Annotated in this window: 12 protein-coding genes; 10 read left to right on the forward strand and 2 right to left on the reverse strand. The window is 59.4% G+C overall.

What is annotated here, in order from left to right:
- The first annotated feature begins 41 nt into the window (after positions 1-41).
- Positions 42-791, forward strand: a complete 750-nt coding sequence (gene fabG, locus KYK14_RS10700) for a 3-oxoacyl-[acyl-carrier-protein] reductase (protein ID WP_185280875.1) — start codon at positions 42-44, stop codon at positions 789-791.
- Between the two features lie 210 nt (positions 792-1,001).
- The gene (locus tag KYK14_RS10705; RefSeq protein WP_219158830.1) at positions 1,002-3,134 is read left to right on the forward strand and encodes an alpha-L-arabinofuranosidase C-terminal domain-containing protein; all 2,133 of its coding nucleotides are present in this window, start codon (positions 1,002-1,004) and stop codon (positions 3,132-3,134) included.
- Between the two features lie 71 nt (positions 3,135-3,205).
- On the opposite strand, the gene KYK14_RS10710 is transcribed toward KYK14_RS10705, so the two are convergent.
- On the reverse strand, positions 3,206-3,928 hold the full coding sequence (locus KYK14_RS10710; protein WP_219158831.1) for a hypothetical protein: 723 nt from the start codon (positions 3,926-3,928) through the stop codon (positions 3,206-3,208).
- Positions 3,929-4,052: 124 nt separating this feature from the next.
- Between KYK14_RS10710 and KYK14_RS10715 the strand changes: the two genes are divergently transcribed.
- From KYK14_RS10715 to KYK14_RS10725, 3 genes are all read left to right on the forward strand, one after another.
- On the forward strand, positions 4,053-5,549 hold the full coding sequence (locus KYK14_RS10715) for a sensor histidine kinase (RefSeq protein WP_219158832.1): 1,497 nt from the start codon (positions 4,053-4,055) through the stop codon (positions 5,547-5,549).
- The gene (locus KYK14_RS10720; RefSeq protein ID WP_246601792.1) at positions 5,549-6,235 is read left to right on the forward strand and encodes a response regulator transcription factor; all 687 of its coding nucleotides are present in this window, start codon (positions 5,549-5,551) and stop codon (positions 6,233-6,235) included. Before KYK14_RS10715 ends, KYK14_RS10720 begins: the two co-directional genes overlap by 1 nt.
- 160 nt (positions 6,236-6,395) lie before the next feature.
- Positions 6,396-7,571: an MFS transporter gene (locus tag KYK14_RS10725; protein ID WP_219158833.1), complete on the forward strand. Its 1,176-nt coding sequence runs from the start codon at positions 6,396-6,398 to the stop codon at positions 7,569-7,571.
- Between the two features lie 58 nt (positions 7,572-7,629).
- Here KYK14_RS10725 and KYK14_RS10730 read toward each other — a convergent pair whose 3' ends face one another.
- Positions 7,630-8,886 carry an energy transducer TonB gene (locus tag KYK14_RS10730; RefSeq protein ID WP_219158834.1) on the reverse strand — a complete coding sequence of 419 codons (1,257 nt, stop codon included), beginning with the start codon at positions 8,884-8,886 and terminating at the stop codon, positions 7,630-7,632.
- A 173-nt stretch (positions 8,887-9,059) separates the two neighbouring features.
- On the opposite strand from KYK14_RS10730, the gene KYK14_RS10735 reads away from it, so the two are divergent.
- The 5 genes from KYK14_RS10735 to KYK14_RS10755 all read left to right on the forward strand — a co-directional run bounded on the left by KYK14_RS10735 (position 9,060) and on the right by KYK14_RS10755 (position 15,993).
- Positions 9,060-11,138: a VWA domain-containing protein gene (locus KYK14_RS10735; RefSeq protein WP_246601793.1), complete on the forward strand. Its 2,079-nt coding sequence runs from the start codon at positions 9,060-9,062 to the stop codon at positions 11,136-11,138.
- 89 nt (positions 11,139-11,227) lie between these two features.
- Positions 11,228-11,662, forward strand: a complete 435-nt coding sequence (locus KYK14_RS10740; RefSeq protein ID WP_219158835.1) for a hypothetical protein — start codon at positions 11,228-11,230, stop codon at positions 11,660-11,662.
- Positions 11,663-11,719: 57 nt separating this feature from the next.
- On the forward strand, positions 11,720-12,544 hold the full coding sequence (locus KYK14_RS10745) for a pseudouridine synthase (RefSeq protein ID WP_219158836.1): 825 nt from the start codon (positions 11,720-11,722) through the stop codon (positions 12,542-12,544).
- A gap of 47 nt (positions 12,545-12,591) precedes the next feature.
- Entirely contained in the window at positions 12,592-13,485 is an 894-nt protein-coding gene (locus KYK14_RS10750) for an alpha/beta hydrolase (RefSeq protein WP_219158837.1), read from the forward strand.
- Positions 13,486-13,722: 237 nt separating this feature from the next.
- Positions 13,723-15,993 (forward strand): GH92 family glycosyl hydrolase, encoded by a 2,271-nt coding sequence (locus KYK14_RS10755; protein WP_219158838.1) that lies wholly within the window; start codon positions 13,723-13,725, stop codon positions 15,991-15,993.
- Positions 15,994-16,085: the final 92 nt, after the last annotated feature.

Below are 16,085 nucleotides of genomic sequence, written 5' to 3' on the forward strand. Positions count from 1 at the left end.
AAGCTATCGGCTAGCAGCTAATGGCTAACAGCTCAAACTAAATGACAAAACTGCTCGACGGAAAAGTGGCCCTCATCACGGGCGCTTCCAAAGGAATAGGCCGTGCGTTGGCCGTATATTTTGCCCAGCAGGGCGCGCAAGTGGCTTTCACCTACCTTTCCAGCGTAGAAAAAGGCCAGCAGCTGGAACAAGAACTGGCTGAGTTCGGCACCAAAGTGAAAGGCTTCCGCTCCGACGCTTCCATCTTCGCCGAGGCTGAAAAGCTGGTAGACGATGTGGTAGCGGAGTTCGGCAAGCTGGATATTCTGGTGAACAACGCCGGCATCACGCAGGACGGCCTACTCATGCGCATGAGCGAGCAGCAGTGGGACCAAGTGCTGGCCGTGAACCTGAAATCGGTGTTCAACCTCACCAAAGCCGCCACCAAACCCATGATGCGCGCCAAGGCAGGCAGCATTATTAATATGTCGTCGGTGGTAGGCGTGAAGGGCAACGCGGGCCAGGCCAACTACGCGGCTTCCAAAGCCGGTATTATTGGCTTCACGAAGTCGGTGGCGCTGGAGTTGGGCTCGCGCAATATTCGCTGCAACGCCATTGCGCCCGGCTTCATTGAAACCGAAATGACAGGCGCCTTAGACCAAAAGCAAGTGGACGAGTGGCGCAAAGCCATTCCGCTACGCCGCGGCGGCACGCCCGAGGATGTGGCTAAAGCCACGGCTTTCCTGGCGTCGGACGATTCTTCGTACATCACCGGCCAAGTGCTGCAAGTGGATGGCGGCATGCTGACCTAACGTTACTTACTGCACTGAATAGCGCCAGCCCGCTCCGCCAAGATACGCTTGGTGAAGCGGGCTGGCTTCGTTTCAGTTTGTTTTCTGAGCAAGTGAACACTTGAGCAAGAAGCATCCACGCGGAAGTATAAACGCAGAAAATGAGGCAACTACAAAAGGAAATACGCATCTTTTTGACGTCATTATTCTCGTCTTACTCACTTCCTGCCCATGAAAAACCCCACTACCCAAACTACACTTGTGCAAGCAAGTTTTGGTGCGCTGCTGCTCACTGGACTGCTGTTCTCTCCCGCGCAGGCCCAGAAGCCTACCCTCACGCTGGACTTATCGAAGTCGGGCGCCGCGGTCAGCCCTATGCTGTATGGCCTGATGACGGAGGAAATCAACCATTCTTACGATGGCGGTTTGTACGCCGAGCTGATCCGCAACCGCACGTTCAAAGACGACCCTACCACCCCCGAGGGGTGGAGCTTAGTGCAGGATAAGGCTGGTTCCAAGGCCAGCATCAAGCTGATAGCCGCCACCCAGGACAACGTACCGTACGACGAGCGGCGCCACGCCATAAACGATGCTCTGACCACCTGTCTGCGCCTGACCGTGGAGAAGGCCGATGGCCGGGTAGGCGTGGCTAATGAGGGCTACTGGGGCATTCCCGTGAAACCTGCTACCACCTATCAAGCATCGTTTTACTTGAAAGGCACGGGTAGCATTCCGCCCCCGCGGCAGCGCCCTGGTCAGCCCGCGCTACCTGCCGGGCCCGTTATTGAAGACAATACGGCTGGCCCCATGCGGGTCACCATCGAGAGCAACGACGGCAAAACGGTATACGCCACAGGCACCGTGAACCTGGAAAAAAGCATCTATTGGAAGAAGTACAACGTGGCCCTGACCACCGGCGCCAACGTGAAGCCCACGAAAGATGCCCGGTTCGTCATTTCCACCGACCGCCCCGGCCTGTACTACTTCAATCTGGTGTCGCTGTTTCCGCCTACCTTCAATAACCGCCCCAACGGCAACCGGCCTGATCTAACGCAGATGATGCTGGATATGAAGCCTGCCTTTCTGCGCTTCCCCGGCGGCAACTACCTAGAAGGGCCGCTGCTGACGGATGCGTTTCCCTGGAAAACCACACTGGGGCCGCTGGAAAGTCGGCCCGGCCACCGGGGCTCTTGGGGCTACCGTGCCTCCGATGGCATGGGGCTGATGGAGTTCCTGCTGTGGTGCGAGGAAATTAAGGCCGAGCCCTTGCTGGGCGTGTATGCGGGCTACTCGCTGAATGGTGACCATGTGGATGCTGGGCCGCTCTTGAAACCATACGTAGAGGATGCGCTAGATGAGATTGAGTACGTGATGGGCGACGTGACTACCTACTGGGGCGCCAAGCGCGCCGCCGACGGCCACCCCGCCCCATTTAAGCTGCGCTACGTAGAAATCGGCAACGAGGACTGGTTTGACCGGAGCAACAGCTACGACGGTCGTTTCAACCAGTTTCGCACCGCCATTGAGCAGAAATATCCGCAGCTGCACTGCATTTCCACTATTGCTGACGCGCAATTTCCCAGTCAGAAAGTGACCACCGGCAAAGCACCGGAGCTGCTAGACGAGCACTACTACCGCAATGCCTGGGACATGTGGCAGAACGCCGCTCAGTACGATGCCTATGACCGCAACGGCCCCAAAATCTTTGTAGGCGAATGGGCCACGCGCGAGGGCGTGCCCACCACCAACCTAAACGCCGCTCTGGGCGACGCTGCCTGGATGACCGGCATGGAGCGCAACGCTGATCTGGTGGTGATGTCGTGCTACGCGCCGCTATTTGTGAATGTGAATACCGCCACGGCCACCGCCAAAAAGGCCTGGCAGTGGGATTCGGACCTCATTGGCTATGATGCGCTGAACAGCTACGGGTCGCCTTCCTACTATGTGCAGAAGATGTTCAGCGAGTATTTAGGCAATCAGATTGTGCCGACCACTGCCGCCAACATCCCTATGCGCCCTCGCCCCATGACTCGCCGCGACAGCACCGAGGGTAGGACGCCGAAGCCCGTACCCAGCCTGTTCTACGCCGCTACCAAGGACGATAAAACCGGCGCCGTTTATCTGAAGCTCGTCAACACGCTGGGCACCAAGCAGCCTATCGACATCAACCTGCAAGGCGTTACGAAGCTGGAGCCCAGCGCCACCATGGTGGTACTGAAAGGCAACAAGCTAGAGGATACGAACAGCATCATGGAGCCCAAAAAGATTATTCCCGCTACGGCCAAAATCAAGCGGGTAGCTCCCCGGTTCACCCGCACCCTCGACCCGTATTCGGTGACGGTGCTGGAGCTACAGCCGAAGTAGCAACACGTGCTTTTGTGTCTCGTCATTGAACATTCAACATCAGCAACGATGAGACACAAAAGCACGTGTTGCTACTTCGCAACCTGGGTTTTCTCGGGCTCGATCTGCACGTAATACACCACAAAATGCGGGATATGAAACCGCCCGTACCACTCCCCTACCGGCACCCGGCTTTGCGCCAAGTTGCAATACAGCAGCAACCCGTCCGACTCATAGGGCAGCGTGTAGACTACCAGTGGTACTTTGCGACCAAGGGGTAAGTGTATTTCCGAAGCAGGGCTGTTGGCGGGACGACCGGCTTGGTCGGCGGCGCGGTATAGGCGGTGAATGTCGGGGCGCAGGCTGTATTGGTCGGCGCGCTTGGGGTCGGCGGTGAAGGCTTTGATTACCATGCCTTGCGGGAGAAGGAAGCGGTTTTCCACCTTCGTTTCAGCAGCGCGGCGGGAGTATACGGTGCAGGTAAAAGCCCCAGTGGAGTCGAACTGCAACAAGCGGGCAAATTGCGACGTCAGTTCGCGCTCCGGTTCGGCTTTGCCCTGGCGGTATTCCTGATAGGTGATGTGAAATAGGCGCCCGGCCAGGCGCGGGTCGTGAATGGACAGGCGCTGCTTCTCCACGTGCAGCACGCTAGTTAACACCTCATTTACTTCTGGTTCATCGGCCCCGTGTATCACGCGCACCGCGGTGCTATCGGGTGCGGCATGAGTTGGGCGCAGTGGTGGCATTGTGCCTTTGGGAGAAGGTAGGGCTACGCTACCTAGCGCAACGAGTGGAAACAGAAACAGGCTTTTCATACGGCTATTGGCTTTTCAACAAAGGAAGCCGGCCTACCTACGCCATAGTGTGAATGCTTGTGAACGAGTGTTAAAGAGTGTGAATAGCCGTTGAAAGCGCCCTACTGCTGCCTACCTTGCCAGCATGAACAAGCGCATCTGGCTGGCTACGGGACTCATGCTACTCGGCACGTTGGGCGTGTTGATATTTCAGGCATACTGGACCTACCAGACTTTTCAGCAAGCCGAGCGTCGCCTAATACAGGATGCCCAGGCCGCATTGGTAGCCACCCGCGACCAGGCCCTGGCGTTGCAGCGGCAGCAGTTACTACGGCAGTACCGCGGCTGGCTGCGCGACACCAGCCACGTGCGCATCAGCTGTTTTGTGAACCACGACAGCCTGACGGAATTTCGGCTGACCGCCTACCACCACGGTCGTCCCGCCCGCCCGAAAGATCAGTTTGACATTGGGTTTGAAGATTTCAAGCCGCGCCTGGCGCATATCACACCGGCCGCGCAGGCCTTTTTCATCCGGCGCTTCACGGAAGGACCCGTTCGTCGTAATCTGGAAGAAGGCTTCTATTACTTCTACCTGCAATGGCTCGGTCGTCAGCTCGACACGGCTGTACGGCGCAGCACTACCACCCCAGCCACGTTTCAGCGGCTTTTTGCCGCCGAGCTGCGCCGCCGAGGGCTGCATGAGGTAGCTTTTCAGGTGCAGCTCCGTTCTTCGGTGCACGCTGCCCCAATGCCCCCGGCACCGACGGCCTTTCCGGTAGCGTTACCGCCGCAACCACTGGGATTGCGGCAACCCGCCCAGCAAACGGTGCGGGTGTGGCTGCCCGCTACCTCGGCCGTAGTGCTGCGGCAGTTGCGCGGCGTGCTGTGGGCGTCGGGGCTGCTGATGGGGCTGGTGCTGGGCTGCTTCGGCTACACCGTGAGCACCATGCGCCGCCAAAAACGTCTCGCTGACCTCAAAGACGACTTCACCCACAACATGACCCACGAGCTGAAGACGCCCGTGGCTACCATCCAGCTCGCCGCCGATTCGCTTCAATATTTTCAGCTGGATACCGTTACCAGCGCCGAGTATACCGCCCTTATCAGCGAACAGGCGGGCCGGCTGAATGGGTTGATTGAGCAGATCTTGCGCAGCATGGCGCTGGAGCAACACGCCCTACCCCTCGCCCGCCAGCCACTCGACTGGGTTCAGCTCATCACTACTACGCTCACCCAGCACGCCCCGCATTTCGCGCAGACAGATCGGCACGTGTGCTGGGAACCTCCTGCCATTCCGGCCATGGTGTGCGGCGATGCCACGCACCTCGCCAACGTGTTGAGCACGCTCCTCGACAACGCCCGCAAATACGGCGGCCCGCACCTGCGGCTGCACCTCGAAACCGCCCCCACCGGCATCAGCCTGCACGTTCACGACGATGGTCCCGGTATTCCGGCTACATTTCAGGCACATGTATTCGACAAGTTTTTTCGGGTGCCTAGCGGGAATGTGCACGCCGTGAAAGGCTACGGCCTGGGATTACATTATGCCCGCCAGGTAGCTGAACAGCATGGCGGCAGTTTGCAGCTCCACAGCAAAACCGGTCAGGGCACCACGTTCCTTCTCACTCTTCCACTTGCCTGATGCCGCTGCCCACCATTCTGCTATTGGAAGATGAACTGCCGCTGGCCCGCCTACTCAGCGAGGCATTGGAGCGCAGCGGCTACCGGGTGCAGCACTACGCCGATGGCCATCGGGGTCTGCAAGCGGCCCGCCAGCATCCACCCGATCTGTTACTGGTGGACGTAATGCTGCCCGGCCTCGACGGGTTCAGCGTGGTGCGTGCCCTGCGCACTACCCACGCCGAACTGCCGGTGCTATTCCTCACGGCCCGCTCTACCACCGCCGATGTGGTGCAGGGTTTCGAGGCCGGCGGCAACGACTACCTCAAGAAGCCCTTTAGCCTAGAAGAGTTGCTGCTGCGGGTGCGCGAACTGCTGCGCCGCACTGCGCCAGCCACCACAACCACGCCGGAGGTGGTGCCGCTGGGCCGCTACCAGTTTCGGCCGCTACGGCAGGAACTGTGGCTGGACGGCGCTTGTACGGCTCGCCTTTCCGCCCGCGAAAACGAGTTGCTTTTGCTCTTGGTCCAGCATCGCAACGGCGTGGTGGACCGCCGCACCTGCCTCCGCCGCCTCTGGGGCGACGACAACTTCTTCACTGCCCGCACCATGGACGTGTACGTGTCGCGCCTGCGCAAGCATCTGCGGCAGGATGCGTCGTTGCATATTCTGAATATCCGGGGGGTAGGGTTTAAGCTGATTGAGTAGCCACCCGCTACCCAAGGTGCGGAGGCTATATCTTGCATGTTCGTTGACACGTTGATGCCCGGCTGCACCCCTACCTTTCCAAACAAGTAGATCCAAGCCGGGTTGTACAAGCTTCAACCGGGCGCCGCTCGTCATTTCTTATTGCGCCCCTACTTTCCCTATGACTTCCAAACGTACCCTGATTCCCCTCACACTGGGTGGGTTTGCCATTGGCATGACCGAATTCGTGATGATGGGCATTTTGCCGGATATTGCCCAGGCCATGCACCTGTCCATTCCTACGGCCGGACACTTTATTTCAGCCTACGCGCTGGGCGTGGTAGTAGGGGCGCCGCTGCTGGTGGCCCTTACCGGCAAGCTCCCGCCCCGGCAGATTCTGGCGCTCCTCATGGGCCTATTTGCTTTCGGCAACGCCCTGTCGGTGCTGGTGCCCAACTACGAACTGATGCTGCTGACCCGCTTTATTTCGGGCCTGCCACACGGAGCGTTTTTCGGGGTAGGCGCGGTGGTAGCGGGGCGCCTGGCCGCACCGGGCAAAGAGGCGCAGGCCGTTTCCATCATGTTTGCGGGCCTGACGGTGGCCAATATTATCGGGGTGCCGATTGGCACGTACCTGGGCCACACCTTCAGCTGGCGTATTCCATTCGTGCTCATTGTGGTGGTAGCCCTGCTCACGGTGCTGAGCGTGCGGCGCTGGATTCCCGACCTACCCGCCAAGGAAACCAACCTACGCCAGGAGTTCCGCGCTTTCACCCGGCTGGAACCATGGTTGATTATCGGCATTACCATTCTGGGCAATGGGGGCTTTTTCGCGTGGTTCAGCTACATTGTGCCGCTGTTCACCGAGGTGGCCGGCTTCAGCCCTAATGCTGTCACGTTTCTGATGGTGCTGGCGGGCGTGGGCATGTCGCTGGGCAACCTGCTGGGCGGCTGGCTCACCGACCGTATCTCACCGCTGCGGGCCACTACCTGGCTGCTGGCCGCCATGACGGGCGCCCTGCTCATCACACCCTTCGCTGCCCACCACCAACTCCCGACCATCCTGATGACCATGCTGACGGGCGCTCTGGCCTTTTCCACAGCGGCCCCCATCCAGATGCTTATGATTCGGGCGGCGAAGGGCTCCGAGATGCTGGCCTCGTCCCTGAGCCAGTCGGGCTTCAATACCGGCAATGCGCTAGGCGCCTACCTGGGCGGCCTACCCATTGCGGCTGGTCTGGGCTACACCTCGCCCGAGTGGGTAGGCGCGGCGCTGGTAGTAGGCGGCATCCTGTGTTGCGTGGCCCTGGTGGTGAGCAGACGGAAGAATGTGCAGGTAGAGTTGGCCGTGCGGTAGGGTTTTCTGCTGTAGCGCAGCATAGGCCGGCCAATTCCAGCCCACACGACGGCGTATTTCACTTTCTGGCCGGCTCGTACGGAAACGGCAGTTCCATCCGTATCTCGTGGTCTTCGCCGGCAGCATTGATGAATCGGGCGGCCCGCATGGCGCGCAGAGCTTCTTCGTCGCAGCCGTGACCCAGGCCGTTCACCACGGCCAAGTCTTTCGGCACGCCATCTTTATCAATGGTAAGCTGCACGGTGACGTGGCCGCTTACGTTTTGCTGCCGGGCCGCTTCGGGGTAGCGCAGGCCGGCGTATAGAGTTTCGTAGCCGCCGACGAGTTCTACACTGGGCCTCTCTTCAGCTTCTTGCCCTTCCTTGAAGTCAACATATAGCTCTGGCGGATTAAGATTACCCGCCGCAGTAGGCGCTTGGTACACAAGACCATGCTGGTGCAAATATTCCTCTAACGGCTCTAAACCAACTTTTGCCCGCCGTTCATTCACCCTTACCTCGTCTTCGATAGGGTAGAGTTTCCCATGTCCTTTCCGGTCGAAGAGTGATTGTGAGCCATACACCTGTTTTTCTCCTTGCTCAGTTTTTAAGCGGTCGATGAGGAGGGCCAGCGCTGACCATGAGAACTCGCCTTGATCAGCGGCAGCAGTGAGCAACGGTAGATACTTCGCGTCGGGATTATGCTGGATCACAAAAAACGCCACGTCCTTTTGATACTCGCCTACCAGTGACTTGCCAGGATAACCATGTTGGGCAATCAGGCTGTCTACCTGTTTGATTGTTTGATAGTCCATAACACTTTGCTGGCGCATAGCGTCATCGGCTTGCGCCGAATTTAGTCCAAGCTTCTTATCTGCCACTTCTGTTACTAAACGAAAGTGCTGATCCTGATACTCTATCTTTTTCAACAACGCCACCAGCTGCGGATCGAAGCGCGCCTCGTGGCGCTGCTGCTTGGTGCGGGCGCGGGTGAGGAGGTGGTTCCAGCCAGCTTGCGAAGTCAGCGACATGAAGCTTTCTTCCGCTTCGAGGTCCTCTGCCGGGAAGTAGCCTTTGTTGACAGCTTGTTTCAGCAGTTGCAGCGCCGCTTTGGGTTCCTGGTTGCGGGCAGCGGCTTCGGCAGCCTGGTAGTAGTCCTTAGCGGCGCCGGGCTGGCGCTTCAGGGCTTGTTGGTAGGTGGCGCTGGCGGCAGCGTAATCTTGTTTCGACAGAGAAAGGCGGGCCGCTAGCAGAGCATCAGCAGAAGACTGCGCCTGAGCGGATTGCACGCCTAGCAAAGCAGCTACAGCCAGCCCGACCACGTAATGGTATCGCATACAGAATAGAAGAACCGTCTGGTTCGTTAAGGAATACTGCTGCGGCTAAGCTATCCATTTTTTCCATTCACTCAGTTCTCCCGCGTAACTTCCTACCTTCGCTCTGCTACCAGTTCGCGCAACTATCCCCGCTGCTCCGGGGTTCTTAGCATTCCATCTGATATCGTCGCCTTTTGCTGACTACCGCTTATTCTCCCTGGTTTATCCTGCTGTGCCTGGCCGTAGGCGCCGGCTATGCGGCCTTGCTTTACTCGGCGCGGGCGCCGTGGAGCAAGCCCGTCAACTATCTGTTGGCCGCGTTGCGCTTTGTGGTTGTAAGCTTTTTGTGCTTTCTGCTGCTGGGGCCGTTTGTGCGCGCCACCACCAATACCACCGAAGCGCCTACCCTTGTGCTGGCCGTAGATAACTCGCAGTCGGTGGAGCTGTTTACGCCGGCACCGGTGTTGCAGCAGGCGCGCACGGGCCTCACGCAACTGGCTGCTACCCTGCGCGACCGCGGTTTCAACGTGGAAACCCGCACCCTACCTCCCGCCCCGCGCCTACCCGCTACCCCCGATTCGGTGCGCTTCACGGCGGCGGCCACCGACCTCGATGCGCTGCTCGGGGGCGTGCAGGAGGGCTACGAGGGGCGCAACCTGGCCGGTGTGGTGCTACTTTCCGATGGCATTGTGAACCAGGGTAGGGCGCCAGCATACACCACCTACAAATTCCCGATTTACGGCGTGGCCGTGGGCGACACGGTGCCCAAGAAAGACCTCAGCCTACCTGCGCTCAACTACAACCGCGTGGCCTTCAGCGGCAATAAATTCCCAATTGAAGCGGAAGTGGCCTACGATGGTTTCGCGGGCGGCACGGCCACCGTGCAGCTGCGCGAGGGCGGCCGCGTGCTGGCGACCAACACCGTACGGCTGCCAGCAAATCAGCGCCGCATCAAAACCACGTTTTTACTGACAGCGCCCGCCCCCGGCAAGCGGCGTTACGAGGTTGTTATTCAGAAGCAAGCCGGCGAGTTTACCTTGCTCAACAACAGCAAGTTTGCTTATGTGGATGTGGTGCGCGGCAAGCTGCGCGTGCTGTTGGCCGCCGCCGCGCCCCACCCCGATCTAAAAGCCCTGCGCGCCGCCATTAGCAGCAACGACAACTACGAGCTGGTGGCCTACCTGCCCAGCATCACGCCCCTGAAAGCCCAGGACTACGACGTGGCCATTTTGCACCAGCTGCCCAGTCGGCTGGGGGTAGGGCAGGAAGTGCTGAACCTGGTGCGCCAGCAGCGCCTACCGGCCTTGTACATCCTGGGCGCGCAGTCCGATTTCACGGCGTTCAACAACGCCGGCGTGGGCCTGACGGTGCAGCCCCGCGGCCAGCAGACCGACGACGTAACGCCCGCGCCCAATCCGGCTTTTGCCCGTTTCACCTTTTCGCAGGATGACTTGCAGCGCTTCGCTGCCTACCCACCCGCACCGGTGCCCTTTGGGGAGGTGCAGTTGAGTGGCGGTGCCGAAGCCGCTTTGTTGCAACAGGTAGGACGCCTGCGCACCACCAAGCCCCTGTTGGTATTTGGCGGCGGCACGCAGACCAAAACGGCTACCCTGCTCACGGAAGGAAGCTGGCAGTGGCGCTTGCAGGAAGCCGTGGAGCACGACGACCGCCCCGAGGCCTACGACCGCTTGGTGGTACGCACGCTGCAACTCCTGACGCAAAACGCCAACAAGAAGCGCCTCGACGTGTACTCTACCCAGGACGACTTCACGACCCGCGACGACGTGACGTTTGGCGTAGAGACGTACAATGCCATCTTCGAGCGCATTTACAATCAGAAGATTACGCTCACGCTTACCAACGAACAGAACCAGCCGCGCACGTTCACCTTCAGTAACAGCGAGGACGGTTCGCCGCTCCACCTGGGGCCGCTGCCTGGCGGGCTCTACCGCTACCAGGCCCGCGCTACCCTAGGCGGTCAGCCTCAGCAGGCCAGCGGCGAGCTATTGGTGCAAGAGCAGCAGTTGGAAGCCCTTCAGTCGCGCGCCGACCACAACCTGCTCTACCAGCTCAGCCGTCAGAGTGGGCAGCGCTTGTACTACCCTAATCAGTTTGCGCAGCTCGCCCAGGATATTGAGAAGGCTAATTACAAGCCGGTTATTTATTCGCAGGAAGATTTAAAGGAATTGATTGACCAGAAATGGCTGTTTTTCCTGCTGCTGGCGTTCGTGACGGCCGAATGGGCCATCCGGAAATATTCGGGCGCTATCTAATCTTTTTCGCATCTGCGAGTGGCGCAGCCAAACCAGTTGTTTTTGTCGGCCAGCCGTTCTGTCTTGCTTTTGCCCTACCTACTCTTCCTATGAAATCCCTTTTCCCTGCTCTGCTCCTGATTTCCTGCCTGTCTGCCTGTCAGCAAACTGCTGAGGAGAAAGCTCAGGCCCAAGTGAAAGAAGCAGTGCACGCCCACTTCACGCATAAAGAGGACTACAAGCCGGGCGAGTTCCGCTCGCGCCCCTACACGCGCTACGATTCTCTGGCCTACCAGGCGCGCATGGCGGTGTTGAATGCCGCCGCGCTTGCCCCTGATACCGTGCCGCCTCTGATTCTACCCCCCCGCCGCCCCGCCGATACGGTACGCATTGGCACGCTGCTGGCGCACACTTACGATACCTCGGGAGGCCACGGCATTGCCCGCCACGATAGCGCCACGTACGTGGTCTACCGCTCGGGTACCATGCACGAGGTGATACCCGAAGGGGTAGTGCAGACCCGTTTGCGCAAGCTGGGGCGCTAAGCGTGGCGGTGGGGCCTGAAATTTGTTGACCTTTGCAGGGTATTTTATCTTGCTCCCATGCGCTACCTGCTGCTCAACAAGCCCTACGAAGTCCTCACTCAGTTCACCGACGAAAGCGGCCGGGCCACGCTCAAAGACTTTGTGGCCGTACCCAACATCTACCCCGTAGGTCGGCTGGACTATGACTCCGAAGGTTTGGTGCTGCTCACCGATGATAAGCAGTTGCAACACCGCCTGTCAGAGCCGCGCTTTAAGATTCCGAAGACGTATTGGGTGCAGGTAGAGGGCGAGCCGACGGAGGAAGCCCTGGAGCAACTGCGCCGCGGCGTGGACATCAAATCTGGTTTTACGACCCCCGCCGAGGCGGAGCTACTACCTGAGCCGCCCGCGCTGTGGGAACGGAGCAAGCCGGTGCGCTTTCGAGCCAATATTCCCACTAGCTGGCTGCAAATCACGATTTCGCAGGGCATGAACCGGCAGGTGCGTAAGATGACGGCCGCCGTGGGTTTCCCTACCCTGCGCCTGGTACGCGCCCGGCTGGCTGGCATCGACTTACTGGACCTGGCGCCTGGCCAGTGGCGTGAGCTGACCGCCGCCGAAATACAGACGTTCAAGGACCTCACCGACGCCCAAACCGCCGAGGCCGGCACTTCCCGCGCCACCGACAGCCGCAAAAAGGGTGAGTTTTGGCCCGGCGGCATACGCCCCAGCACCAAGCCCAAAAACACAGCCGGCGGCTACAACCGCGGCGGTTTTGGTGGCAAACCGGATGCCCGCTCCAACGACAAAGGCAAACCCTCCGACAAGGGCAGCCGCGGCGCCAGCCGGAAACCCGGCACAAGCCGCCCTACCAGCGGCGGCCGCAATGCTGGCCGGAAATAATGCGCCGGCGGTGGTGGCTGTGGGCATTGCTGCTTGCGCTGCTGGGAATGAACGTCATAGCGTTTTTTCACGCGTGGCGCTTCACGCATTTTATGGCGCCTACCGGGCCGCGCACCCAAAGCCCGGAACGGGTTTCCACTGCCCAGAAGCTGGCGCTGTTGCTTACCGGTGTGCGTAACCCCAAGCCGGTGAACGAGGGCGTGCCGTCTTTCCCCTACCGATCTGTTTTCATTCAGAGCCCCAATGGCCGGTTGGCTGCGTGGTATAGCTCGGTGGCCGGGCGGCGCGGTACGGTGGCGCTGTTCCACGGCTACACTAGCAACAAATCGAAGCTGGTGACGGAGGCGGCCTACTTTCGTCGGTTGGGCTATGCGGTGTTGCTGGTCGATTTTGCTGGTAGTGGCGGCTCTGAGGGTTACCGTACTACCGTTGGCTACCGCGAGGCGTACGATGTGGCGGCGGTAGTGCAGTGGTTGCAGCGGCAACCTGCTACCGGCCCGCTTGTGCTGTATGGCCCCAGCATGGGTGCCGTGGCCATTTTGCGGGCTGAAAGTGAGCTGGGCGTTCGGCCGGCGGCCAATATTGTGGAATGCCCGTACGGCAGTATGCTGCAAACCGCTCAAAACCGCTTTGCGGCTATGCATGTACCCAGCTTTCCGATGGCACATTTGCTGGTATTTTGGGGCGGCGTGCAGAATGGTTTCTGGGCCTATGGGCTGAAGGCCACCGACTACGCTACCCATATTACAACCCCTACCCTCCTGCTATGGGGCGAGCAGGATGCCCGCGTAACACGCGCCGAAACAGACGCCGTTTTCCGTGGGTTGCGCGGGCCGAAGCAGCGGCAGGATTTTGCGCTGGCCGGCCACGAGCCCTACTGGCGGAAACAGCCCGCACTGTGGCAACAAACCGTGGCAGGTTTTCTGGCTACTATTCCGTAAGACTGATTGACTATCTGGAGGGTAGAGACACAACATCGTGTGTCTCCTCCTTGCTGATGTGATTTACTCAGACGGTACTACTCATGGGTCGTTCAACGACGAGCCACAAAATGTTGTGGCTCTACCCCATCAGATTATAAAGCAGCTATCGTGTTCTAACTGTGTCGATTGAAGGACATACCCCACACTGTCAAAGCAGAGTAGGGTAGAAAATCCTGCACCCACCAAGGACACGCTATGCAAAAGAATGCTTTACGCCTCTTCCTGTTTCTACAAATTGGCGCATTTGCCGCGAAAGCGCAGCAGCGAGATTTGGTTGCTTATGTGAATACGTTGCAGGGTACGAATTCCGACTTTCACCTGACCCGCGGCAACACCTACCCCACCACGGCCCTACCCTTCGGAATGCACACCTGGACGCCGCAAACCGGCAAGAACGGCGACGGCTGGAAATACCAATACGCTAAAAAAACCATCCGGGGCTTTCAGCAGGCGCACCAGTGCAGCTCCTGGACCGAGGACTACTGCGTGTTTTCGCTAATGCCGGTGAGCGGCCAGCTAGTGGTAGGGGAAAACGAGCGAGCCACCGGCTTCTCCCACACCGACGAAATTGCGAAGCCACACTATTATAAAGTCACGCTCGCCAACCACGTCACCACCGAAATAGCACCCACCGAGCGCGGTGCTCACCTGCGGTTCCGGTTTCCCAAGGCGGCCAGCTACGTGGTGCTCGATGGCTACACGGGCATCAGTGAGCTGAAAATCTGGCCGAAGGAGCGGAAAATAACCGGGTACGTCAGCAACAACAAAAGCAATAAAGACCACTCGTTGAAGAGCTACCTGGAAGTGGTCTTCGACCAACCCTTCACGGCCTACGGCACTTGGGAGAACCGTAAGAATACGGTGCAGGCTGGCCAGCAACAGAGCGCCGGTGAAGGGGTAGGCGTGTATCTGCGCTTCAAGGACGGCGCTACGGTACAGGCCAAGACTGCCTCTTCCTACATCAGCCCCGAGCAGGCCAGCGTGACGTTGCGGGCAGAGTTGGGCAAGTTCAAAAAGCTGGAAGAAACCAAAGCCGCTGCTGCCACTACTTGGAACCGACACTTAGGCCGGATTAATATGGAGGGCGGCAGTGAAGAAGACAAAGCCACGTTCTACTCCTGCTTTTTCCGGGCCAGCCTATTTTCGCGGCAGTTTTACGAGTATGACAAAACGGGCAAACCTTACTATTTCAGCCCCTACGACAGCAAGGTGCACGATGGCTACATGTTCACCGACACGGGCTTTTGGGACACTTTCCGGGCGCAGTTTCCGCTGAATGCCTTGCTCTACCCTACCATGCACGGCCGCTATATGCAGGCCTTGCTGGCGGCACAAGAGCAATGCGGCTGGCTGCCTTCGTGGTCGTTTCCCGGCGAAGCGGGTAGCATGATCGGCAACCATGCCATTTCGTTGCTTACGGATGCCTGGATGAAGGGCATCCGCACCTTTGACCCCGAACAAGCCCTGCGCGCCTACCTGCACGAGGCCACCAACAAAGGCCCCTGGGGCCCCGCCAACGGCCGCCACGGCTTCGCCGAGTACTACCAGCTCGGCTACGTGCCCTACCCTAAATATCGAGAGGCCACGGCCAAAACCCTGGAATACGCCTACGACGATTTCTGCGCGTATCAGCTGGCCAGCGCTATCGGCAACAACTTCTACAAGGATATTTTTGCTCGCCAGATGTACAACTACCGCAACGTATACGACCCGCAAACGGGCTTCATGCGGGGTAGGCAGGCCAACGGCGAGTGGGTAGCGAATTTCAACCCCGTAGAGTGGGGCGGCCCCTTCACTGAGGGCAACGCCTGGCACTGGGAGTGGTCCGTGTTTCACGACGTGCAGGGGCTTATCAACCTGCTGGGCGGCAAACAAAACTTCATTAGCAAGCTCGATTCGGTCTTCTCGGAGCCCAATACGGTAGCGGTAGGAACCTATGGTGGCATGATTCACGAGATGACGGAAATGGTGATGGCCGACATGGGGCAGTACGCCCACGGCAACCAGCCCATTCAGCACATGCCCTACCTCTACACCTACGGCGGGCAGCCCTGGAAAACCCAGCAACACGTGCGCGAGGTGATGCGCAAGCTCTACAACGCCACCGAAAACGGCTACCCCGGCGACGAAGACCAGGGCCAAACCTCCTCCTGGTACGTGCTCAGCGCCCTAGGCCTCTACAGCGTGTGCCCCGGCACCGACCAGTACGTAATCGGCAGTCCGGCCTTCCCCAAGGCTACTCTCACGCTGGAAAACGGCCGGCAGTTCGTCATGGAGGCTCAAAACAATACGCAACGCAACGTCTACATCCAGTCGGCCACGCTCAACGGCCAGCCTTACACGCACCACTGGCTCACGTACGGCGACCTGACCAAAGGCGGCAAGCTGACGTTTCAGATGGCCAACACGCCGGCTCTGACTAGAGGAACGGCCTTGGAGGATGCGCCCTTCTCGTTGTCGAAATAGGGTTGCCGTGACCCCACCCCCGGTCCCTCCCCTCCGGGAGAGGGGTGCCAGACGCAAGAAATCGTTGAACGCACCCCTCTCCCGGAGGGGAG

It is taken from the genome of Hymenobacter profundi (genome assembly GCF_019334315.1).
In the GTDB taxonomy this organism is placed as follows: domain Bacteria; phylum Bacteroidota; class Bacteroidia; order Cytophagales; family Hymenobacteraceae; genus Hymenobacter; species Hymenobacter profundi.

Bases quoted from the DNA above. Each gene is read 5' to 3' on its own strand.
- KYK14_RS10705 (WP_219158830.1), top strand. From the start codon at position 1,002: ATGAAAAACCCCACTACCCAAACTACACTTGTGCAAGCAAGTTTTGGT.
- KYK14_RS10710 (WP_219158831.1), bottom strand. From the start codon at position 3,928: ATGAAAAGCCTGTTTCTGTTTCCACTCGTTGCGCTAGGTAGCGTAGCC.
- KYK14_RS10755 (WP_219158838.1), top strand. From the start codon at position 13,723: ATGCAAAAGAATGCTTTACGCCTCTTCCTGTTTCTACAAATTGGCGCA.
- KYK14_RS10725 (WP_219158833.1), top strand. From the start codon at position 6,396: ATGACTTCCAAACGTACCCTGATTCCCCTCACACTGGGTGGGTTTGCC.
- KYK14_RS10740 (WP_219158835.1), top strand. From the start codon at position 11,228: ATGAAATCCCTTTTCCCTGCTCTGCTCCTGATTTCCTGCCTGTCTGCC.
- KYK14_RS10750 (WP_219158837.1), top strand. From the start codon at position 12,592: ATGAACGTCATAGCGTTTTTTCACGCGTGGCGCTTCACGCATTTTATG.
- KYK14_RS10715 (WP_219158832.1), top strand. From the start codon at position 4,053: ATGAACAAGCGCATCTGGCTGGCTACGGGACTCATGCTACTCGGCACG.
- KYK14_RS10745 (WP_219158836.1), top strand. From the start codon at position 11,720: ATGCGCTACCTGCTGCTCAACAAGCCCTACGAAGTCCTCACTCAGTTC.
- KYK14_RS10720 (WP_246601792.1), top strand. From the start codon at position 5,549: ATGCCGCTGCCCACCATTCTGCTATTGGAAGATGAACTGCCGCTGGCC.
- fabG (WP_185280875.1), top strand. From the start codon at position 42: ATGACAAAACTGCTCGACGGAAAAGTGGCCCTCATCACGGGCGCTTCC.
- KYK14_RS10730 (WP_219158834.1), bottom strand. From the start codon at position 8,886: ATGCGATACCATTACGTGGTCGGGCTGGCTGTAGCTGCTTTGCTAGGC.